Source organism: Pseudomonas sp. AU11447 (genome assembly GCF_001672555.2).
GTDB classification, from domain to species: Bacteria; Pseudomonadota; Gammaproteobacteria; order Pseudomonadales; family Pseudomonadaceae; genus Pseudomonas; species Pseudomonas nitroreducens.
Map to the genome: position 1 here is coordinate 1 of NZ_LZDG02000017.1, position 22,899 is coordinate 22,899.

Here is a 22,899-nt window from a genome sequence, read left to right on the forward strand (position 1 = left end):
CGGCGACGCCGCCACCCAGGCCTACACCGATAGCACCGCGCCGCAAGCGCCGATCCTCGACCCGATTGTCACCAACGAAGACGGCAGCATCACTATCGGCGGCTCGGCAGAACCGGGCAGCACCGTCACTGTCACTTACCCGGATGGCAGCACTGGCTCCGTAGTGGTGGGCGAAGATGGCAGCTTCAGCGTCACCTCGCCGGAGAACCAACCCACTGGTGAGGTTAGCGTCAACGCCACCGACGAAGCCGGCAACACCGGTGCCTCGGTGACTGAGAACTACACCGATACCACCGCCCCGAACGCGCCGAGCGTCACCGTCACGGCCAATGCTGATGGCGGCCTGACCGTGGCTGGCAGCGCCGAGCCAGGCACGACCGTGACCGTCATCTTCCCGGATGGATCYACCGGTACTGCCACCGCCGGCAGYGAYGGCAGCTACAGCGTCACCACCAYSGTTCCGCAAACYACCGGCGACGTCAGCGCCAGCGCGACCGACGCGGCTGGCAATATCGGCGACGCCRCCACCCAGGCCTACACCGAYAGCACCGCGCCGCAAGCGCCGATCCTCGACCCGATCGTCACCAACGACGACGGCAGCATCACCATTGGCGGTTCGGCCGAGCCGGGCAGCACCGTCACCGTGACCTACCCCGACGGCAGCACCGGCAGTGTCGTGGCGGGCGAGGACGGCAGCTTCACCCTCACTTCACCGGACAATCAGCCCACCGGTGAAATCAGCGTCAACGCCACCGATGAAGCCGGCAATACCGGTGCCTCGGTGACCGAGAACTAYGCSGAYACCACCGCRCCGGAKGCACCAAGCGTCAACGTCACGGCGAATGCYGACGGTGGCCTGACCGTGWCCGGCACGGCTGAGGCGGGCAGCACCGTTACCGTGACCTTCCCGGAYGGCAGCACTGGCRCCGCGACTGCRGGTTCCGATGGTAGCTACAGCGTGACCACCACGGTGCCGCAAACCACCGGTGAGGTCAGCGCGACCGCCACCGACGCCGCCGGCAACACGGGCGACGCCACTGCGCAGAGCTACACCGACAGCACCGCTCCGCTGGCGCCTGTGCTCGACCCGCTGGTGACCAACGAGGATGGCAGCGTCACCATCGGCGGCTCGGCCGAGCCGGGCAGTACGGTGACCGTGACCTATCCGGATGGAACCACCGGCAGCGTGGTGGCCGGTGAGGATGGCAGCTTCACCCTCACGTCCCCCGCCGGCCAGCCCAGTGGCGACGTCACCGCCAAGGCTACCGACGAAGCCGGCAATACCGGCCCATCGGCCACCGGCGAGTTTGCCGATACCACCGCACCGGACGCTCCGAGCGTCACCGTCACGGCCAATGCCGACGGCGGCCTGACCGTGGCCGGTACTGCCGAGGCGGGTAGCACGGTGACCGTGACCTTCCCGGACGGCAGCAGCGCGACCGCCACGGCGGGTGGCGATGGCAGCTACAGCATCACCACCCACGTGCCGCAGACCAGTGGAGAAGTCAGCGCGACCGCCACTGACACGGCCGGCAACACCGGCGATGCCACCACCCAGACCTATACCGACAGCACCGCGCCGCAAGCGCCGGTCCTCGATCCGGTCGTCACCAACGAAGACGGCAGCATTACCGTCGGCGGCAGCGCCGAGCCGGGCAGTACCGTCAACGTCACCTACCCGGACGGCTCCAGCGGCTCCGTGGTGGTGGGTGAGGACGGCTCCTGGTCGATCACCTCGCCGGACAACCAGCCCAGCGGCGAGATCAGCGTCAGCGCTACCGACGAGGCCGGTAATACCGGTGCCTCGGCGACCGAGAGCTACACCGACACCACCGCGCCGGATGCGCCGAGCGTGAATGTCGTCGCCAATGCCGACGGCGGTCTGACCGTGAGTGGCAGCGCGGAGGCGGGCAGCACCGTCACCGTGACCTTCCCCGATGGTTCCACCGACACCGTCACGGCGGGTAGCGATGGCAGTTACAGCATCACCACGAACGTGCCGCAGACCAGCGGCGACGTTTCCGCCAGCGCCAGTGATTCGGCTGGTAACGTGGGCGACAGCACCACCGTGGGCTACACCGACACCGCCGCTCCGCAGTCGCCGAGCGTGACGGTCAGCGCCAACGACGATGGCGGATTGACCGTCAGCGGCAGCGCAGAGGCGGGTAGCACCGTGACCGTGACCTTCCCGGACGGCTCGACCGCCTCGGTGACCGCCGGTAGCGACGGCAGCTACGAAATCACCACCCACATCCCGCAGACCAGCGGTGAGGTCAGCGCCAGCGCCACAGATGCCGCTGGCAATGCCGGCGCGCCCACCGTCGAGAACTACACCGACACCCAGGGCCCGCAGGCACCGAGCGTGAACGTGACGGCGAATGCCGACGGCGGCCTGACGGTTGCCGGCAGCGCCGAACCGGGCAGCAGCGTGACCGTGACCTTCCCCGATGGCAGCACCGGCACGGCGACCGCGGGCACTGATGGCAGCTACAGCGTCACCACCACGACTCCGCAAACCACCGGTGAAGTCAGCGCCAACGCCACCGATGCCGCCGGCAACACTGGCGCTGCGGCAACCGTGGACTACACCGACAGCGGCGCGCCGCTGGCACCGAGCGTGAACCTCAGCGCCAATGCCGACGGCGGCCTGACTGTGACGGGCACGGCGGAGGCGGGTAGCACCGTCACCGTGACCTTCCCGGATGGCAGCACCGGCACGGCGACCGCGGGCACCGATGGCAGCTACAGCGTCACTACCCACGTCCCGCAAACCAGCGGTGACGTCAGCGCAAGCGCCACTGATGCCGCTGGCAATGCCAGCGCATCGACGGTCGAGTCCTACACCGACAACACCGCGCCCCTGGCACCGGAACTGGATCCGCTGGTGACCAACGGCGATGGCAGCGTCACCCTCACCGGTAGCGCCGAAGCGGGCAGCACCGTGACCGTGACCTTCCCGGACGGCACCACCGGCTCCGTGGTCGCGGGCAGCGATGGCGCCTTCAGCATCACCTCGCCGGCGGCGCAGCCCAACGGCGATGTCATCGCCAAGGCCACTGACGAAGCGGGCAATACCGGCCCGTCGGCCACCGGCGAATTCGCCGACACCACCGCGCCGGACGCACCGAGCGTGAACGTCAGCGCCAATGCCGATGGCGGCCTGACCGTGACGGGCTCGGCGGAAGCGGGAAGCACCGTGACCGTGACCTTCCCGGATGGCAGCAGCACCACCACGACCGCGGGCAGCGACGGTGCCTATAGCGTCACCACGACAGTGCCGCAGACCACGGGTGAAGTCAGCGCCACGGCGACCGACAGCGCCGGCAATACCGGCGACGCCACCACGGTGAACTACGCCGACACCGGCGCGCCGCAGTCGCCGAGCGTGAATGTCAGCGCCAATGCCGATGGCGGCCTGACCGTGACAGGCACGGCGGAGGCGGGCAGCACCGTCACCGTGACCTTCCCGGATGGCAGCACTGGCACCGCGACTGCGGGTTCCGACGGCAGCTACAGCGTCACCACGACGGTTCCGCAAACCAGCGGTGAAGTCAGCGCGACCGCCACCGATGCGGCCGGCAATATCGGCGACGCCGCCACGGTGGACTACACCGACACCGGCGCACCGTTGGCGCCGAGCGTGAACGTCAGCGCCAACACCGACGGCGGCCTGACCGTGGCGGGTACGGCGGAGGCGGGCAGCACCGTCACCGTGACCTTCCCGGATGGCAGCAGCGGCACCGCCACTGCCGGCGCCGATGGCAGCTACAGCGTCACGACTCATGTTCCGCAAACCAGCGGTGAGGTCAGTGCGACCGCCACCGATGCAGCCGGCAATACCGGCGACCCGACCACGGCGGACTACACCGACACCGCTGCGCCGATGGCGCCGAGTGTGAATGTCGTCGCCAATGCCGATGGCGGCCTGACCGTGACGGGCACGGCGGAAGCGGGCAGCACCGTGACCGTGACCTTCCCCGATGGCACCACCGGCGCGGCCACAGCCGGTTCTGATGGCAGCTACAGCATCACCACCCAGGTGCCGCAGACCAGCGGCGAGGTCAGCGCGTCCGCCACCGATGCCGCGGGCAATGCCGGCACGTCGACGGTCGAGCCCTACACCGACACCACCGCGCCGCTCGCGCCGGTACTCGATCCGCTGGTGAACAATGCCGATGGCAGCGTCACCGTCAGCGGCAGCGCCGAAGCGGGCAGTAGCGTCACTGTCACCTACCCGGATGGCACCAGCGGATCGGTCACCGTCGGCTCCGATGGTCGCTTCAGCGTCACCTCGCCGGTCGGACAGCCCAGTGGTGAGGTCAGTGCCAGCGCCAGCGATGCCGCCGGCAACGCTGGCCCGTCGGCCAGCGCTGCCTTCACTGACACCACCGCGCCGGCCGCTCCGAGCGTCAACGTCACGGCGAACGCCGACGGCGGCCTGACCGTGACGGGTACGGCCGAGGCGGGCAGCACCGTCACCGTCACCTTCCCGGATGGCACCAGCGGCACGGCAGTCGCCGGCACCGATGGTAGCTACAGCGTCACCACCCACGTGCCGCAGACCACGGGCGAAGTCAGTGCACTGGCAACCGACGCTGCCGGCAATGACGGCTCGTCCACCACCGCCACGTACACCGACACCAGCTTGCCGCAGGCTCCGGTGCTCGACCCGCTGGTGAACAATGCGGATGGCAGCGTTACTGTCAGCGGCAGCGCCGAAGCAGGCAGCAGCGTCACCGTCACCTACCCGGATGGCACCACTGGATCGGTGACCGCCGGGACCGATGGCCGCTTCAGCGTCACCTCGCCGGTTGGCCAGCCCAGCGGCGAAGTCAGCGCCAGCGCTACCGACCTGGCCGGTAACGCCGGACCGGCAGCGACGGCCGACTTCACCGACACCACCGCACCGGGTGCGCCGAGCGTGAACATCACCGTCAACGCCGATGGCGGCCTGACGGTGACAGGGATGGCAGAGGCGGGCAGCACCGTCACCGTGACCTTCCCCAGCGGCGCCACCGGTACGGCCATCGCCGGTTCCGACGGCGGCTACAGCGTCACCACCCACGTCCCGCAGAGCACGGGCGAAGTCAGCGCCGCCGCCACTGACGCGGCCGGCAACACCGGCGCATCCGCCTCCGCGGACTACGCCGACAGCACCGCGCCGCTGGCACCCAGCGTGCTGGTCAACGCCAATGCCGACGGTACCCTGGTGGTCAGCGGCAACGCCGAAGCCGGTAGCCAGGTCACCGTGACCTTCCCGGATGGCACGCAGCAGACCGTCACCGCCAGCGCCGCGGGCACCTACAGCGTCACCAGCGCCGGGGCCCAGAGCAGCGGCGAGGTCAGCGCCGTGGCCACCGATGCCGCCAGTAACAGCAGCGAGAGCGGCAGCGCGCACTACGCGCTGGCGACCGTCAGCGGCATCTCCGAAGACAACGGTCTGAACAGCGGCGACTTCATCACCAACGACAACACCCTGGTGGTCAGCGCCACCGTGGACGGCCAGCTCAACGCCGGTGACAAGGTGCAGATCTCCGTCGACGGCGGTCAGACCTGGCACGACGCCGTGGACCAGGGCAACGGCACTTATGTCTTCGATAACAGTGGCACTGTCATGGGCGATGGCGACTATGTGTTCATGGCCCGCGTGGTCGGCAGCGAAGGCAACGTCAGCCTGGCCGACAGCCAGGCGGTGCAGATCGATACCCAGGGACCGTCCGCCAGCCTGACCGTCACCTTCGATGGCATCAGCGACGACAACGGCTACCTCGGCAACGACTTCGTCACCAATGACAACACCCTGCTGTTCCGTGGCCACCTGAGCCAGAGCCTGGCGGCCGACGAGGGCGTGGAAATCAGCCTCGACGGCGGCCATACCTGGCAGCGCGTCGAGGTCAACGGCACCGACTGGACCTTCGACAACACCGGAAAGGTGCTGGGCGACGCGGAGTACGACGTGCAGGTGCGGGTGGTTGACGATGCCGGCAACGTCGGCAACAGCGCCGGCCATACCGTGGTGATCGATACCGACGGGCCAAGCGCCGACAAGACCATTACCCTCGACGCCATCAGCGACGACAACGGTGCCCAGGGCAATGACTTCATCACCAACGACAACACCCTGGTGTTCTCCGGCAAGCTGGGCGTTGCGCTCGGCGCCGGTGAAGGCGTGGAGATCAGCCTGGATGGTGGTCGCACCTGGCAGCGCGCCGAAGTTTCCGGCACCGACTGGCGCTTCGACAACACCGGCAAGGTGATCGCCGACGGCAGCTACACCGTGGTCGTACGGGTGGTGGACGACGCCGGTAACATCGGCCAGAGCGCCCAGCATGACCTGAGCATCGACACCCAGGCGCCGACGTTCACCAGCTTCGTACTCGACCTGGATACCGCCAGCGACAACGGCAGCAGCACCACCGACAACAAGACCAGTGTGATGACGCCGAGCTTCACTGGCACCGTCGCCGGTCTCTCCGCGGCGGATGCTGCGGCGGCCGCGGCGGGCAAGATCACCGTGATGCTATTCGACGACAAGAATGGCGACGGCGTCTACGGCCCGGGCGATGTGATCTATGCCCAGGACCTGACGCTGACGATGAACGGCACCGGTGGCACCTTCACCGTGACGCTGCCGTCGATGTTCGATGGCAGCTACAACATGAAGGCGGTGCTGGTGGACGAGGCGGGCAACCATTCGCAGGTCGGCCTGCTCGATAACAGTGCCGATGCCAGGTTGGTCATCGACGTGGCCGGTACGCCGTCGGTGGGCGCCAGCAACCAGGCAGCCGACGGTCTCGGCCTGTCGATGTCCTCCATCGGCGACTTCAACGGCGACGGCTACGAGGACTTCGTGGTCTCCGCGCCGCATGACATCTATGGCTCCACCGCTGCCTACCAGTCGGACATCTATGTGCTCTACGGCAGCGCCAATGGCCTGCCGTCGTTGAAGAACATCGACAACCTGACACCGGACCAGGGCTTCCGCATCAAGCAGACCGGTGTCACCGGTACCGGCGCCGACGTCGGTATCCAGGGACAACTGGTCACCAACCTCGGCGATATCAACGGCGACGGCTATGACGACTTCGCCATCACCGGCACATTGAACGACCGCGCCTACGTGATCTTCGGCCGCGAAGGCAACACCCTCAGCACCCTCGACCTGCTGAGTCTGGAGAACGGCGCCACCGCCAATGGCTTCGTGATCAAGAACAACAACACGGGTGGCTGGCCGGCCAACAGTATCAGCGGTGGCGACATCAATGGTGATGGCTATGCCGACCTGATCATCGGCTCGGCCGATGGCAACGGTGGCAACGGCATGTACGTGGTGCTCTATGGCCACGCCGGCAGCGCGGGCAGCTCTGCCTGGAGCAACCTGCTGCTGCGCAACTACGCCAGCGACGCCGATCCGGGTGGCCTGTACTACGCCACCGGTGCGACCTCGTCCACCCTCGGCTCGCGCGTGGAGAACCAGACCAACGTGCGCACCACCTATGCGCCCGACGCCGATTCCGACCTCGGCTCGGTGATCAAGGTCATCGGTGACGTCAATGGCGACGGTTACGCCGACTACATCGTGACCGCACCGCGTGGTAACGGGTTGAATGGCAGCACCATCGCCAACAGTGGCACCGCCTACCTGATCTGGGGGAGCGCCAATGGACTGGGCAACAGCTACAACCTGGCCAACCTAACTCCGGACCAGGGCGTGCGCCTGGTGGGTTCGGAAGCCGGCGAGTGGCTTGGTGGAGCGACCTACGACCAGGGTGGCGCATCGCAGAGCGCGGGTCAGTGGTACGCCGAGTTTTCCTCGATCCAGAACATCGGCGATATCAATGGCGACGGTATCGAAGACTTCGCCATCGGTTCTCCGGGCTGGGGCGACTCGACTGCCGACACCACCGCACCGGGCCGCGTCTATGTGATCTACGGCAAGGAGAGCGGGGTGGCCTGGGGCGACATCAAGCTGGGCAACCTGAACGGCACCGATGGCTTCATCATCTCCAGCGGCAGCAATGGCACCGCCATCGGCGGCTCGAAGACTACTGCAGACGGCATGCTCGGCTATGCCGTCAGCTCCGGCGGCGACGTCAACGGCGACGGCATCGACGACTTCCTGATCGGCATGCCCGGCTACGACAACGGCGTCACCAACCGTGGCGCGGTGTACCTGGTCTACGGCCGTGCCGACGGCAGCTTCGACGCCAACACCGACCTGGACGCGCTGGTCGCGGCCGGGCTGGCGGTGAAGTACACCGGGGTAAACGCCAATGACTATGCCGGTACCGGCCTGGCCATGGGCGACTGGAATGGCGACGGCATCGCCGACTATGGCTACGGCGTCTGGCAGAGCGACACGGGGGCGACCAACGCGGGGGGCTACAACATCTACAGCGGCTCCATCGCGCTGCTGACCCACAGCTACACCGTGGGTGACGATGAAATCTGGGCCGGCACCACCAGCCCGGGAGCGTCCGCCATCAACAACGGGGTGGACATCATCAGCGGTGGCCAGGGCAACGACATCATCCATGGCATCGGTACCGATACCACCGGCACCACCGATACCAGCGTGCAGCATGACGTGGCCATGGGCGGTGCCGGCAACGACACCATCGGCCTGGTCGGGACGACCTTCACGCGGGTCGATGGCGGCCTGGGCATCGATACCCTGAAGTTCGAGGCTTCCGGCCTGCAATTGGATCTCACCAGCTACGGCACGCGGGTCAAGGGCTTCGAGATCTTCGACCTGGGCAGCAGCCAGGAGGGGAGTGGCAACAACACCCTCTCGCTGCGCCTCGCGGACGTGCTCAAGCAGGTCGACACCACCAGTGCCGAGGTGCCCAACCTGATGATCAAGGGCGACGGCAGCTCCACCGTGGACCTGGCCGAGACCGTGGGCTCTGGTGGCTGGGCAGTCAGCGGCAGCAAGACCGTGAACGGCGTCGACTACGACATCTGGCACAACGCGAGCATGGGGAGCAACACCAATGCGGACCTGCTGATCCAGCACGGCATCAACGTGGTCTGACGACCGGGCCGAGGGGCGCTGCGTGGCCGGCGCCTCTCGGCCTTGTCCGTGGCCGCGATTTTCCTGCCTGACCCCAGGGGTGCGCGTCGCGTCCCGGGGGTTGGGCGCTTGTCGTTTAGGAAACGTCTCATTCATGCGTCCGAGCGGGCTTCAGATAATGGCCCGGACGATTCGCAACAGGCCGTTCTGAGCGGCCTTCTTCTACAGCGGGCATCCCCAGGTCAGCCGTCCGGCGGCCGCAGGCAGGCCCATCTCTCCACGCCCACCAAGGGCGCTGCAGACGAACGTCGCGTATCCAACGCGCGCCGGCACTCCAGGATGAGTTCCCCGAATACGAGTACGGAAGACCGTTCCGGCGCGCCTCTATTGACTCCGGGAGGCCCTCGGTGAACGCCTGGAAATTCGGACCTCTGGCCTGGCTCTGCCTGTCCAGCTTCTCCACCGCAACGCTCGCCGGCGTCCTCGATGAGGGCTGGTTCGGCGCCAGCAGCCCTGAGCAGCGCAGCCTGGCCCCCAGCCAACTGATCGAACAGACCGGCGGCCAGCGCCTGACACCAGAGCTCGACGCGCCGGCCGCGCACCGTCTGCTGGACCTCAACCAGGCCGTGCAGATGGCCGTCAACCGCCACCCCTCCATTGCCGATGCCATCGCCACCCTGGCGCAACAGGGCGACGGCATTGCCATGGCCCGTTCCGGCTACTACCCCCAGGTGAAAATGGGCCTGGGCCGGGGCGACACCACCCAGAACGGCACCAGCCAGACCGCCTCGCTGTCGGTCTCGCAACTGCTCTATGACTTCGGCAAGGTCGCCGGCAGCGTCGACAGCGCCCAAGCGCAGTCACGGCGGCAACAGGCGCTGGTCCTCAAGCAGATCGACCTGATCTCCCGGCAGACCGCCGAAGCGACGATCGACCTGCACCGCTACCGTCTCCTCGGGCGTATCGCCGATGAGCAGGTGAGCGCCATGGAACGTGTCTATGCGATGACCCAGGACCGTGCGGGGGCCGGCGTTACCAGCCGTTCCGACCCGATCCAGGCGCTGGCCCGGGTCGACGCCGCGCGCGCCAACCAACTGCAGATCCGCTCGCAGTACCACCAGGCCCAGGAGCGTCTGCGCACCCTGGTCGGTGGCCCGGTTTCCGGCGAGATCGCCGCGCTCTCCGACGACCAGGCCGCCCGCGTCGACCTGGCGCGGCGCCTGGACACCAGCATCCTGCCCGATGTGCTGGCTGCCGAAGCCGAGCGCCAGACCGCCGAGGCGCAGCTGCGGGTCGCCAAGGCCGACCGCATGCCAACCGTGAGCATTGAGGCTGCCAGCACCAAGGCGCTGAGTGGCGACAACCCCAGCACCTATGAGCGCCATGGCAGCGACAACAGCATCAGCCTGAACTTCACCTCGACCCTTTACCAGGGGGGCGGCCTGCGTGCCCAGGTGCGCGCCGCTACCAACGCCCTGGAAGCCGCGCGGCAACGCATCGAGGACGCGCGCCTGTCGGCCAGCGACCAGATGCGCAACATGCGCGAACAGATCATCGGCAACCGCGCGCGCCTGGGGGTGCTCGGCAGCCGCAAGCGCAACCTCGACGAATCCCGCGAGCTGTACCGCGAGCAGTACAAACTCGGTACCCGCTCGATCCTCGACCTGCTCAACACCGAGCAGGAGTACTACCAGGCACTCTCCGACGAGGAAATGGTCCGCCATGACCTCTGGCTGGGCCAGGTCGGCCTGGTCGATGCCCAGGGCCGTGGCCGTGAGTTCTATGGCCTGAACTACACCACCGTACAGGGCATGGAGGTGCTGCCATGAGCCTGGCTCCGCAATCCGCACGCTGGCTGGACGCGATGCTCGCCGTCGCCCGCCACTACGGCATCGGTGTCTCCGAGGAGGGCGCACGTGTCGCCCTGGCCTGGGAGCAGGGCGCCTCCGCCGACCTGATGCTGCTGCACATGGCCAAGAGCCTGGGGCTCGCCCTGCGCTTCGGCAAACTCTCGGTCGAGTTGCTCGACGCCTGGCGCCTGCCGCTGGTGGCGGAGTTCGACGACGGCAGCGTCTGCGTCGTGCAGACCATCGACGGCGAGGGCAACCTCGGCGTGCTGTTCAGTGGCGACAAAGGCCTGGAAACCCGCATCGGCGTCGAAGAGTTCCGTCAGCGGGTGCGTCGCGTGGCAATCCTCCGGCCGCAGGTGGCGGTCCCCGACGCGCGCGTCGACCAGTACATCCGGCCATACCGGCGCAACTGGTTCTGGAGCATCGCCCTGCGCGACTGGAAGCGCTACGGCGATGTCATGCTCGCCTCGCTGGTGGCCAATGTCCTGGCCCTGGCCGGGGTGATCTTCTCCATGCAGGTCTACGACCGGGTAGTCCCGGCCAACTCCGAAGCGACCCTGTGGGTGCTGTTCGGCGGGGTGATGCTGGCGATCGTCTTCGAGTTCTGCCTGCGCGTTTCGCGCACCCATATCTCCGACACGGTCGGCAAGCGCGCCGACCTGCGCATCTCCGACGTGGTCTTCGGCCGCGCGCTGCGCCTGCGCAACTCTGCACGCTCGCGCTCCACCGGCACCTTTATCTCCCAACTGCGCGAGATCGACCAGGTGCGCGACCTGTTCACCTCGACCACCGTCGGGGCATTGGCCGACTTGCCGTTCTTCCTGCTATTCCTGGTGGTGCTGTGGATGGTCGGCGGCCCGCTGGTGTTTGTTGCCCTGGGCGCCGTGCCGCTGCTGGTGATCCCCGGCATGCTGATCCAGAAACCGCTGGAACGTCTGTCCAACGAAGGGATGCGCGAGTCGGCGTTGCGCAACGCGATGCTGGTGGAGGCGGTGCAGGGCATCGAGGACATCAAGCTGCTGCGTGCCGAGGCGCGTTTCCAGAATCAGTGGAACAACGTCAACGATGTGTCCGCCGGCATCAGCATGCGCCAGCGCTTTCTCACCAGCCTGCTGATGAGCTGGACCCAGGAAGTCCAGGGCATTGTCTATGCCCTGGTGTTGGCCCTGGGCAGTTACCTGGTGATGCAGGGCGACATGACCACCGGTGCCCTCGTGGCCTCGTCGATCCTCGCCTCGCGGATGATCTCGCCGCTGGCGCAGATGGCCTCGGTGTTCTCCCGCTGGCAGACCGCCAAGGTCGCGCGCAAGGGCCTCGACGAGCTGATGAGCCGGCCGGTGGACCAGCCCGAACGCGCCCGCCGTGTTCACCGCGCGGCCCTCAATGGCAATTACCAGCTCGATGGCGTGAGCTTCCGCTACGGCGACAACGACAAGCGCCCGGCGCTGATGGTGCCGCAGCTGCAGATCCGCGCTGGCGAGAAGATCGCCATCCTCGGCCGCATCGGCTCCGGCAAGTCGACCCTGCTCAACCTGCTGTCGGGCATGCACAGCCCGCAGGAAGGTCGCGTCTCGCTGGACGGCCTGGACCTGGCGATGATCGACACCGCCGACGTGCGCCGCGACATGGCTATGCTGCCGCAGAGCTCGCGGCTGTTCTACGGCACCATCCGCGAGAACATCCTGCTCGGCGCGCCGATGGCCAGCGATGCCATGGTCACCCAGGCACTGTCCCTGTCCGGGGCGCTGTCCTTCGTGCAGGCGCTGCCCGATGGTCTCGACGAGGTGATCCTCGAAGGCGGCCAGGGCCTCTCCGGCGGCCAGCGCCAGACCCTGTTGCTGGCCCGCACGCTGATCCGCAATCCGTCCATCGTGCTGCTCGACGAACCGACCGCCAACTTCGACGAGATGACCGAACGCCAGGTAATCGACGCCATGGGCCCGTGGATGGCGCCGCGCACGCTGGTGGTCGCGACCCACCGCATGCCGGTCCTGAAATGGGTCGACCGGATCATCCTCATCGACAACGGGCGGGTAGTGCTGGACGGTCCCAAAGACAAAGTCCTCAAGGAGCTGACCCAATGACCGACCTCAAGCTCCCGGTAGCCAAGGCGGACGTCCCGCCGGCTCTCCCGCAGACCACGGTTTCCACACCACGTGCGCACCAGCGTGGCGCCCCGGCGGAGCCGCCCCTGCCGCGCTCCAGCCTGGTGGTGTGGCTGATTGCAGCCATGCTCGGGGCATTTGCCGTGTGGGCCAGCCTGTTCTCCCTGGATGAAGTCTCCACCGGTAGCGGCAAGGTGGTGCCTTCCTCCCGCGAACAGGTCATCCAGTCCCTGGAGGGCGGCATCCTGGTTTCGCTCAACGTTCACGAGGGCGATCTGGTCGAAGCCGGCCAGGTCCTTGCCCAACTCGACCGCACCCGCAGCGAATCAGCGGTGGAGGAGAGCGCTTCGCGCATGCGCGCCGCCAAGGCCGAGGCCGCGCGGCTGTACGCCGAGGTCAACGGTACGCCGCTGAACTTCCCCGAGGATGTGCAGGCCTTCCCCGACCTGGTGAGCAGCGAGACGGCGCTCTATCACTCGCGCAAGGACAGCCTGGCGAAGAACCTGGCGGGCATCAATGACGCCCTGGGGCTGGTGCGCCGTGAACTGGCGATGACCCAGCCGCTGGTGGCGCGTGGCGCCGCCAGCGACGTGGAAGTGCTGCGGTTGCGGCGCCAGGCCAACGAACTGGAGCGCAAGGCCACCGAGCTGCAGACCCAGTACGTGGTCAAGGCCCGCGAAGACCTGGCCAGGGCCAATGCCGAGATCGAGGCACAGAGTTCGGTCACCCGTGGCCGCTCGGACGCTTTGCACCGCACCACCTTCACCTCGCCGGTACGCGGCATCGTCAAGGACATCGCGGTCACCACGGTCGGCGGCGTGGTGCCGCAGGACGGCAAGCTGATGGAGATCGTCCCGGTGGATGAGAAATTGCTGGTCGAGGCCCATATCTCACCGCGCGATGTCGCCTTCATCCGTCCCGGACTGGACGCCACGGTGAAGATCACCGCCTACGACTACTCGATCTACGGCGGCCTGCATGGCAAGGTCACGACCATCTCCCCGGATACCATCCAGGACGAGGTGAAGCGCGAGGTCTTCTACTACCGGGTGTTCATCCGCACCGACGTCGATCACCTGACCAACAAGGACGGCAAGCGTTTCGATATCGTTCCGGGGATGATCGCCACGGTGGATATCCACACCGGCAACAAGACCATCCTCGACTACCTGCTCAAACCGCTGAACAAGGCCCGCGAGGCCTTGCGCGAGCGCTGAGCCAGCAGCGACACCTGATGGCCATCCACGATGGCTTGGAAACCCCGCCACCCTGGCGGGGTTTTTCTTTTCCGCTGTCATCAGAAAGTCACCGCAGCGTTCATACTCAAGGGGCATCGACGCCGGACGCGTCGATTGCGGAAGCAGTTTCCGCCATTCGCTTGTCATAGCCAGAAGGAGCGCGCTGCGGGCCGGAGAATCCCCGCCGCGACGCCCCCGGCAATGACGGCCGAATGGACGGCCGCATCGATATTTCGGAAGGCCCGCGCCCCGGCGCCCGGCTTCCTTCGTCAAGGAATACAGCATGTCCCCAAGACCGGTTAACAACGCCTCGGTCAGCCCCAAGGGCAGCCTCGAAACCCTTTCCCAACGTGAAGTGCACCAGCTCAGCGAAGCGGGCTCGGGCAGTACCTACAAGCTTTTCCGCCAGTGTGCCCTGGCCATCCTCAACACCGGCACGCAGATCGACAACGCCAAGCACATCCTCGACGCCTACCGCGACTTCGAGCTGGAAATCCACCAGCAGGACCGCGGCGTGCGCCTGGAACTGTTCAACGCGCCGGCCGATGCCTTCGTCGACGGCGAGATGATCGCCAGTACCCGCGAGATGCTCTTCAGCGCCCTGCGCGACATCGTCTACACCCAGAATGCGCTGAACAGCCGGCGCTTCGGCCTGGACAGCTCGGCCGGCATCACCGACTACGTCTTCCACCTGCTGCGCAACGCCCGCGCCCTGCGCGCCGGCGTGGAGCCGAAGATCGTGGTGTGCTGGGGCGGCCACTCCATCAGCACCAACGAGTACAAGTACACCAAGAAGGTCGGCCACGAACTGGGCCTGCGCAGCCTCGACGTCTGCACCGGATGTGGCCCGGGCGTGATGAAGGGCCCGATGAAGGGCGCCACCATCGGCCACGCCAAGCAGCGCATCACTGACGGCCGCTACCTGGGCCTGACCGAGCCGGGAATCATCGCCGCCGAGGCGCCGAACCCCATCGTCAACGAACTGGTGATCCTGCCGGACATCGAAAAGCGCCTGGAGGCCTTCGTTCGCGTCGGCCACGGCATCATCGTGTTCCCCGGCGGCGTCGGTACGGCGGAGGAGTTCCTCTACCTGCTGGGCATCCTCATGCACCCGGAGAACCAGGACATGCCGTTCCCCCTGGTTCTCACCGGCCCGCGCAGTGCAGCGGCCTACATCGAGCAACTGCACGCCTTCGTCGGCGCGACCCTGGGCGAGGCGGCGCAGCAGCGTTACCGCATCATCATCGACGACCCGGCAGAAGTGGCGCGGGAAATGAGCGAAGGGCTCAAGCGGGTCAAGCAGTTCCGCCGCGAGCGCAACGACGCCTACCACTTCAACTGGCTGCTGAAGATCGACGAGGGCTTCCAGCGCCCGTTCGAGCCGACCCACGAGAACATGGCCGCCCTCGACCTGGGCCGCGATGTGCCGCCCCACGAACTGGCGGCAAACCTGCGCCGGGCGTTCTCCGGCATCGTCGCGGGCAACGTTAAGGACCGCGGCATCCGCATGATCGAGGAGTTCGGCCCGTACGAGATCCACGGTGATGCGGCCATCATGGAGCCACTGGATGCGCTGCTGCAGGCCTTCGTCGAGCAGCACCGGATGAAACTGCCGGGCGGTGCGGCGTACGAGCCTTGTTACCGGGTCGTGCAGCGCTCCGGAGTGGCGGCAGTATGACTTTGTAGGAGCGAGCTTGCTCGCGAACCGCACAGCACCGGAGTTGCCGGGAAGTGTTCGCGAGCAAGCTCGCTCCTACGAAGAGCGCAAAGCAAAAAGCCCCGCCAGGATGCGGGGCTTTTCATACCGGTATTGCTTTCGGAGAAGGCTTACAGATCGAAATCGTAGTCGGACAGTTGGCGCTGCAGGCGACGCTCTTCCAGGTAGTTGTCGATGATGCGGCGCTTGGTCAGGTTGGTCTTGGCGACCTCTGCCGTGGCTTCTGCGCCGTCATCGCTGTCGTCTGTGCTGACATCGTCCTCGAGTTCGAGGTCTTCTTTGTCGTTTGCCATTCGGTGCACTCCACAACACGGGGTGTGTTGGCGCCCCTTATATCGACAAAGGAGTGGACGGTAAAAAAGATTTTTTCAATCAGCCTGAAGGAATTTTCCCATAACGCTCAATCGTCCGAAGTCTTGTGCTTGTACTCGCACAGGTCCTCAATCCGGCAGCTGCCACACTGCGGCTTGCGCGCCTTGCAGACGTAGCGCCCATGCAGGATCAGCCAGTGGTGCGCATCCAGCAGGTATTCCTTGGGCACGAACTTGAGCAGCTTGCGCTCCACCTCCAGCACATTGCGCCCTGGCGCAATGTTGGTGCGGTTGGAAACGCGGAAGATATGCGTGTCCACCGCCATTGCCGGCTGTCGGAAAGCCGTGTTGAGGACCACGTTGGCGGTCTTGCGACCCACGCCGGGCAAGGCTTCCAGGTCTTCACGGTTCTCCGGCACCTGGCCGCCGTGCTTCTCGATGAGGATGCGGCAGGTCTCGATGGTGTTCTTCGCCTTGCTGTTGTACAGACCGATGGTCTTGATGTACTCCGACAGGCCCTCCACGCCCAGGGCGTAGATCGCTTCCGGGGTATTGGCCACCGGGTAGAGCTTGGCGGTGGCCTTGTTCACCCCCACGTCGGTGGCCTGGGCGGAGAGCAGCACCGCGATCAGTAGCTCGAAGGGCGAACTGTAGGCCAGTTCGGTTTCGGGGTTGGGGTTGTCTTCCTTGAGTCGGCGGAAAATCTCCGCGCGCTTGACGGCATTCATTCGATCACTCCGGTCACGCGGACGCGCTGGCGCTCGGTGGCGGGTACGTCGCCCGCCTGCGCCTTGGCGCGGTCCGCCAGGCTTTCATCAATACGGTTCTTGAGGGCGATCAGCAGGCCCAGCACCAGGAAGGCGCCCGGCGGCAGCACCGCCAGCAGCAGGCCCTGGTAGCCAGGGACCTGTACTTTCCAGTCGGCGGCGGCCGGGCCGAACAGCAGCTCCATGCCGGCCAGCAGGGTGCCATGGCCGAGCAGTTCGCGCAGGGTGCCGATGATCAGCAGGACCAGGGCGAAGCCCAGGCCCATCATCAAACCGTCGAAGGCCGAGCGTGCCACGTTGTTCTGCGAGGCGAAGGTTTGCGCGCGGCCGAGGATCATGCAGTTGGTGGTGATCAGCGGCACGAAGATGCCCAGCACCTGGTACAGCTCGAAGCGCCAGGCCTGCATCAGCAGTTCGATGCAGGTGGTCAGGGTAGCAATGATCAGCAGGAACGCCGGCAGGCGCACGGCCTCGCTCAGCGTGCTGCGGATCAGCGAGACGCTGACGCTGGAGCAGACCAGCACGAAGAGTGTCGCCAGCCCCAGGCCGAGGGCGTTGACCATGGAGCTGCTGGTGCCCAGCAATGGGCACAGGCCGAGCAGTTGCACCAGGCCGGGGTTGTTTTTCCACAGCCCCTGCAGGGCGATTTCGCGGTAGCCGGGGTCATTCATGGTTTTCTCCCGAGGCGGGGGCGAGCAGCTCTGCTTTGTGCGCGTCGAAGTACTGCAGCGCCAGGTGCGTGGCCTTGACCACCGCGCGCGGGGTGACGGTGGCGCCGGCGAACTGGTCGAACTGGCCGCCGTCCTTCTTCACCTTCCAGCCATTGTCGCCCGGATCAGTCAGCGACCGTCCGTCGAAGCCGTGCAGCCAGTCGCTCTTGCCCAGTTCGATACGGTCGCCCTGGCCCGGCGTTTCATGGTGGGCCACGACCCGCACACCGAGCAGGCGGCCCTGCGCAGTCACGCCGACCAGCAACTGGATCGAGCCGCCATAGCCATCCCGCGCCACGGGCTGGAGTACGACCGCCGTGGCCTGGCCCCGGAGCCGGGCGATGTAGGCGGGTGCCGGCTCGTCGCGGCCCAGCAGCTTGGGATCGAAAGCGCTGACTTCGGTTTCCAGCGGATGGTTGTCATAGCTGCCCCTGGGCAGCAGCTCCAGCAGCGTGCGGCCACGCGCTTCGCGCTGGGCGGTATCGATGCGCTGGGCGGTGAGCTGGTGAACGGTCGCCACCACGCCCGTGGCGATCAGCGCGACCAGTCCCAGTGCCAGGGCGCTCTTGAGCAGTTCGCGGTTCATTGCTCACCTGTCTTGAAACCCTGCTCGGGCTTCTTGTGCCCGTAGGTGCGCGGGCGGGTGAAGGCGTCGATGGTTGGCGCGGCCAGGTTCATCAGCAGCACGGCGAAGGCCAGGCCGTCCGGGTAGCCACCCCAGGCGCGGATCACGTAGGTGAGCACGCCGACGCCGATGCCGAACACCAGTCGGCCACGGTTGCTGGTGGCGCCGGACACCGGGTCGGTGACGATGAAGAAAGCGCCGAGCATGCTCGCGCCGCTGAACAGGTGCAGCAGCGGCGAGCCGTGGGAGTCCGAGCCGGAGCCGTTCCAGAACAGCAGGCTCATGACGAACAGCCCGCCGAGCATGCCCACCGGCGCGTGCCAGGTGAACAGCTTGCGCCAGAGCAGGAACAGGCCGCCGGCGAGGAAGGCCAGGTTCACCAGCTCCACGCCGCGCCCGCCGACACTGCCAAAAGCCGGCGACTGCGCCAGCAGTTCCTCCATGGTCAGGCTGTGGTTGTTGCGCACCACATCCAGCGCGGTGGCGCCAACCCAGGCGTCCGGCGCCTGGCTGGCGAAGCCGAAGATCTGCCGCAACCCTTCGCCGAAGCCAAGCGCGCTGTCCGGCGCTGGCCACTGGCTCATCAGTTGCGGAAAGGACACCAGCACCACCGCGTAGCCGACCATCGCCGGGTTGAACGGGTTATGCCCGAGGCCGCCGTAGAGGTGTTTGCCGAAGACCAGCGCGAACACCGTGGCGACCGCGCTCAGCCACCATGGCGAGTAGGGCGGCAAGGCCAGGGCGAGCAGCACGGCGGTGACCAGCGCGCTGCCGTCCTTGAGGAAGAATGCCAGCGGCCGATCGCGCAGCTTGAGCATCACGGCCTCGGTGGAGAGGGCGAGCAGGCTGCACCAGAGCAGGTTGAAGAGGGTGCCCACGCCGTACAGGCCGATCAGCACCAGCGCGCCAGGCGCGCAGGCGGCCAGCAGCGTCAGCATGACCCTCTGTGTACGGTTGCTGCCGGTGGTGTGAGGAGAGCTGACGCGAGGAAGCTTCATGCAGGCGCCTCGCCATTGGCATCGGCGACGGCACGTTCGGCCGCTTGCAGGCGTTCGTGGGCGGAGGCCAGGGCGTGGTCGCCGGCGCCTTCGCGCTCGAGCTTCTTCAGGTCGGCACGGGCGTAGGCCAGTTCGGTCTTGGCGGCGCGCAGGGCGGCTGTCACCGGGCGCTTGTCGGTACGCACGAGGTCTGGCGGCGCCTTGCCGCTGGCGTCTTCGGCGGCGTGCAGGGCGGCTTCCGCGGCAGCGAGGGTCAGGCGGATCGTGTCCAGTTCCTCGGCGGTGGCACCTTCGCGTTCAGCGGCGCGCAAGGCATCGCGCTGGGTGATGTAGGCCAGCTTGGCCTGGCGCAGGGCGAGTACGCCGTCGACGGGTTGGGCGGCTTGCGGATCGGTCGGCACAGCGGCCCCCTGCAATTCGTTGAGTTGGCGTTCGATGCGCTCCACGTCCGCACGCAAGGAGGCGAGGGTGGCGCGCTGCTCGTCCGTGGGGGATTCGCCGAAGGCCTTTTCGGATTTCTTCAGTTGGGCACGGGCCATGGCGGCGTCGATCTTCGCTTTCTTCAGCGCGGCTTCATTGGTGGCCGGCGCAGCGAATGGCGTCGGCGCGGCGCTGGTGCCCTCCGATTCGGCAGCCGCCAGTGCGGCCTTGGCCTCCTCGGCGGCGACGCGCAATTCGGCCACCTGGGCGCGCAGTTGGTCGGTGTCGTGGGTGGCCAGTTGCTTCTCGGCTTTCTTCAGCGCCACCTGCGCCATGCTCGCTTCGATCTTCAGGCGCTTGAGTTGGTCCGGCGCATTGCCCACGGCCTTCTCGGCCTTCACCCGTTCGATGACCGATTGCGCGGCCGGCGCGCTCGGCGATGCGATCTCGGGCTGTTCTTCCTGCACACGCGCGGCGCGTTCCTGGCGGGCCAGGCGGTCGGCGGCGCGCCGATCTTCTTCGTTGCGCAGGCGCTCCTGGCGTTGTTCGAAGCGCAGGCGCGATTGCTCGGCCTTCAACTGCCGCTGTTCCAGTTCGCGGATCTCGGCCTTGGACGCGCGATAGTACTGCACCAGCGGAATGCTCGACGGGCAGACGTAGGCACAGGCGCCGCACTCGATGCAGTCGAACAGATTGTGCGCCACGAGTCGCTCATGATCCTCCGTGAAAAAATACAGCTGCTGCGGTAACAGGCTGGCCGGGCAGACCTGCGCGCAATCGCCACAGCGGATGCACGGCATGGCTGGCGCCGGCAATGGCAGCTCTTCGCGGGTGGCGGCCAGCAGGCAGTTGGCGGTCTTGAGCAGCGGAGCGTCGAGCGATGGCAGGCTGTCGCCCATCAGCGGGCCGCCGAGGATCAGCCGGTCAAGCTTGTCGAGATCGAGGCCGGCGAAATCCAGCAACTCGCCCACCGGCGTGCCGATCAGCGCTTCGACGTTGCACGGGCGCGCCAGCGCGGCGCCGGCCAGGGTGGTGATGCGAGAGATCAGCGGTTGCCCGCGCAGCACGGCGTCGGCCACGGCAACGGCGGTGGCGACGTTCACGCAGAGCATGCCGATGTCTGCCGGCAGGCCGCCGGAAGGGACTTCGCGGCCGGTGAGAACCTGGATCAGCTGGCGCTCGCCGCCCGAAGGGTAACGGGTCGGGATCGCCTGCAGCCGGATGTTCCGCTCACCGATGGCGGCCTGCACGGCGGCGATGGCCTGGGGCTTGTCGTCCTCGATGCCGACCAGCACCTGCTGGGGTTGGAGGACGTGCATCAGTATCTCGATGCCTTCCACCAGTTCGACGGCGCGTTCGCGCATCAGCAGATCGTCGGCGCTGATGTACGGCTCGCATTCGGCGCCGTTGATGATCAGGGTATGCAGGTCGTCCTGCGCGCGGGAGGCCAGCTTGGCGGCGGTGGGGAAGCCGGCGCCGCCGAGGCCGGCGATGCCCGACTGGCGGATGCGTTCCAGCACTTCGACGCCGGAGTGCGAGGTGTAGTCGGACAGGGGCACACGCGTGGCCCATTCCTCTGCGCCGTCGCTTTCAATGACGATGGCGGGCGCTGTCAGGCCGGATGGGTGTGGGTAAGGCTGCTCGCTCACCTCGACCACGACACCGGAAGTCGGCGCATGCAGCGCGGCGCTGATAGTGCTGCCGGCCTCTGCGATCAGTTGGCCCTTGAGTACGCGCAGGCCGGCCTCGACACAGGGGCGCGCGGGCTCGCCGATATGCTGTTGCAGGGGCAACACCAGCCGGCGTGGCAGTGGCGGATGCTGGATCGGCGTGGCGGTGGATTGCTGCTTGTTGGCCGGCAATGTGAGGCCGCCCGGGAAATTCCAGACCTGCATGTTCATGCCGCCTGCTCCCGGTCGCTGTGGATCAGTCGGCCCTGCGGCAGCGGCCACTTCCAGTCGGCGACGCCTACCGGCAGGTCGCGCATCTCGATGCAGTCCACCGGGCAGGGTTCCAGGCACAGGTCGCAGCCGGTGCACTCGTCGACGATCACCGTGTGCATCAGCTTGGCGGCGCCGACGATGGCGTCCACCGGGCAGGCACGGATGCACTTGGTGCAACCGATGCATTCGGCTTCGCGGATGTAGGCCACGCGCAGCGGCGTTTCTTCGGCGGCGTCCAGCGGCAGCGGTTCGACGTCCAGCAGGTCGGCCAGCGCGGCGATGGTCGCGGCGCCGCCGGGCGGGCACTTGTTGATCGCATCGCCGTCAGCGATGGCCTGGGCGTAGGGCTTGCAGCCGGCATAGCCGCACTGGCCGCACTGGGTCTGCGGCAGCAGGTCGTTGATCTGCACGGAGATCGATTCGTCAGCGACCTTCACCCGCGCCGACGCCAGGCGCAACGCCACGGCGCCGGCAAGGCAGAGCAGGATGATCAGCAGCGCCGCGATCATGGCTTGAGCAGCCCGCTGAAGCCCATGAACGCCAGGGACATCAGCCCGGCGGTGATCATGCCGATTGCCGCGCCCTTGAACGGCTTGGGCACGTCGGCGATGGCGATGCGCTCGCGCAGGGCGGCGAACAGCACCAGCACCAGGGTGAAGCCCAGCCCGGCGCCGAATCCCTGGACGATGGACTGCAGGAAGCCGAATTCGGGCTTGCGGGCATTGAGCAGGGCCACGCCCAGCACGATGCAGTTGGTGGTGATCAGCGGCAGGAAGATGCCCAGCCCGCGGGCCAGCAGCGGGCTGGTCTTCTTCACCAGCAGCTCGGTGAACTGCACCACCAGGGCGATCACCAGGATGAAGCCGATGGTACGCAGGAACTCCAGGTTCAGCGGTTGCAGCACGTAGCGCTGCAGGATGTAGCTGAAGGCCGAGGCGAGGGTGAGGACGAAGGTGGTCGCCAGGGCCAGCGCAAACGCCGCCTCGATCTTGCGCGACACGCCCATGAACGGGCAGATGCCGAGGAACTGCACCAGCACGAAGTTGTTGACCAGGATGGCGCTGACCAGGATCAGGGCGAGTTCGGTCATGGCCGGGCACTCGCAGCCAGGCGCGAGGGGAGGCGGATCATGCTCGGAGACCGGTGGTCGGCGGGTTGATGGCGACGAGAGTGCATAGGTCGAATACAAGGTGCGAAGTAGG

General features: G+C 67.0%; 13 protein-coding genes. 5 read left to right on the top strand and 8 right to left on the bottom strand.

Annotated features, from left to right (window positions below; genetic code table 11):
* The 5 genes from A6723_RS00700 to ppnN form a co-directional block, all read left to right on the top strand.
* The coding region (locus A6723_RS00700) for an Ig-like domain-containing protein (RefSeq protein WP_064979534.1) at positions 1-9,034 on the top strand (9,034 nt) is incomplete at its 5' end.
* A gap of 386 nt (positions 9,035-9,420) precedes the next feature.
* Positions 9,421-10,842: a TolC family outer membrane protein gene (locus tag A6723_RS00705; RefSeq protein ID WP_054908853.1), complete on the top strand. Its 1,422-nt coding sequence runs from the start codon at positions 9,421-9,423 to the stop codon at positions 10,840-10,842.
* Positions 10,839-12,947, top strand: coding sequence for a type I secretion system permease/ATPase (locus tag A6723_RS00710; protein WP_054908852.1), 2,109 nt, complete (start codon positions 10,839-10,841; stop codon positions 12,945-12,947). The genes A6723_RS00705 and A6723_RS00710 overlap by 4 nt, the downstream gene beginning before the upstream one ends.
* Positions 12,944-14,185, top strand: a complete 1,242-nt coding sequence (locus tag A6723_RS00715; protein ID WP_256233806.1) for an HlyD family type I secretion periplasmic adaptor subunit — start codon at positions 12,944-12,946, stop codon at positions 14,183-14,185. The genes A6723_RS00710 and A6723_RS00715 overlap by 4 nt, the downstream gene beginning before the upstream one ends.
* Before the next feature lie 304 nt (positions 14,186-14,489).
* Positions 14,490-15,884: a nucleotide 5'-monophosphate nucleosidase PpnN gene (gene ppnN / locus A6723_RS00720; protein WP_054908851.1), complete on the top strand. Its 1,395-nt coding sequence runs from the start codon at positions 14,490-14,492 to the stop codon at positions 15,882-15,884.
* Positions 15,885-16,033: 149 nt separating this feature from the next.
* On the opposite strand, the gene A6723_RS00725 is transcribed toward ppnN, so the two are convergent.
* The 8 genes from A6723_RS00725 to rsxA all read right to left on the bottom strand — a co-directional run bounded on the left by A6723_RS00725 (position 16,034) and on the right by rsxA (position 22,787).
* Positions 16,034-16,216, bottom strand: a complete 183-nt coding sequence (locus tag A6723_RS00725) for a PA3496 family putative envelope integrity protein (protein ID WP_017521020.1) — start codon at positions 16,214-16,216, stop codon at positions 16,034-16,036.
* A gap of 107 nt (positions 16,217-16,323) precedes the next feature.
* A complete protein-coding gene (gene nth / locus A6723_RS00730; RefSeq protein WP_054908850.1) occupies positions 16,324-16,962 on the bottom strand; it encodes an endonuclease III in 639 nt (212 codons plus the stop codon).
* Positions 16,959-17,672, bottom strand: a complete 714-nt coding sequence (locus A6723_RS00735; protein ID WP_054908849.1) for an electron transport complex subunit E — start codon at positions 17,670-17,672, stop codon at positions 16,959-16,961. Before A6723_RS00735 ends, nth begins: the two co-directional genes overlap by 4 nt.
* A complete protein-coding gene (rsxG, locus tag A6723_RS00740) occupies positions 17,665-18,297 on the bottom strand; it encodes an electron transport complex subunit RsxG (RefSeq protein WP_054908848.1) in 633 nt (210 codons plus the stop codon). The genes A6723_RS00735 and rsxG overlap by 8 nt, the downstream gene beginning before the upstream one ends.
* Positions 18,294-19,334 (bottom strand): RnfABCDGE type electron transport complex subunit D, encoded by a 1,041-nt coding sequence (locus tag A6723_RS00745; protein WP_054908847.1) that lies wholly within the window; start codon positions 19,332-19,334, stop codon positions 18,294-18,296. The genes rsxG and A6723_RS00745 overlap by 4 nt, the downstream gene beginning before the upstream one ends.
* Positions 19,331-21,655: an electron transport complex subunit RsxC gene (gene rsxC, locus A6723_RS00750; protein WP_054908846.1), complete on the bottom strand. Its 2,325-nt coding sequence runs from the start codon at positions 21,653-21,655 to the stop codon at positions 19,331-19,333. Before rsxC ends, A6723_RS00745 begins: the two co-directional genes overlap by 4 nt.
* Positions 21,652-22,206, bottom strand: coding sequence for an electron transport complex subunit RsxB (rsxB, locus tag A6723_RS00755; RefSeq protein ID WP_054908845.1), 555 nt, complete (start codon positions 22,204-22,206; stop codon positions 21,652-21,654). The genes rsxC and rsxB overlap by 4 nt, the downstream gene beginning before the upstream one ends.
* Positions 22,203-22,787: an electron transport complex subunit RsxA gene (gene rsxA, locus A6723_RS00760; RefSeq protein WP_054908844.1), complete on the bottom strand. Its 585-nt coding sequence runs from the start codon at positions 22,785-22,787 to the stop codon at positions 22,203-22,205. Before rsxA ends, rsxB begins: the two co-directional genes overlap by 4 nt.
* Positions 22,788-22,899: the final 112 nt, after the last annotated feature.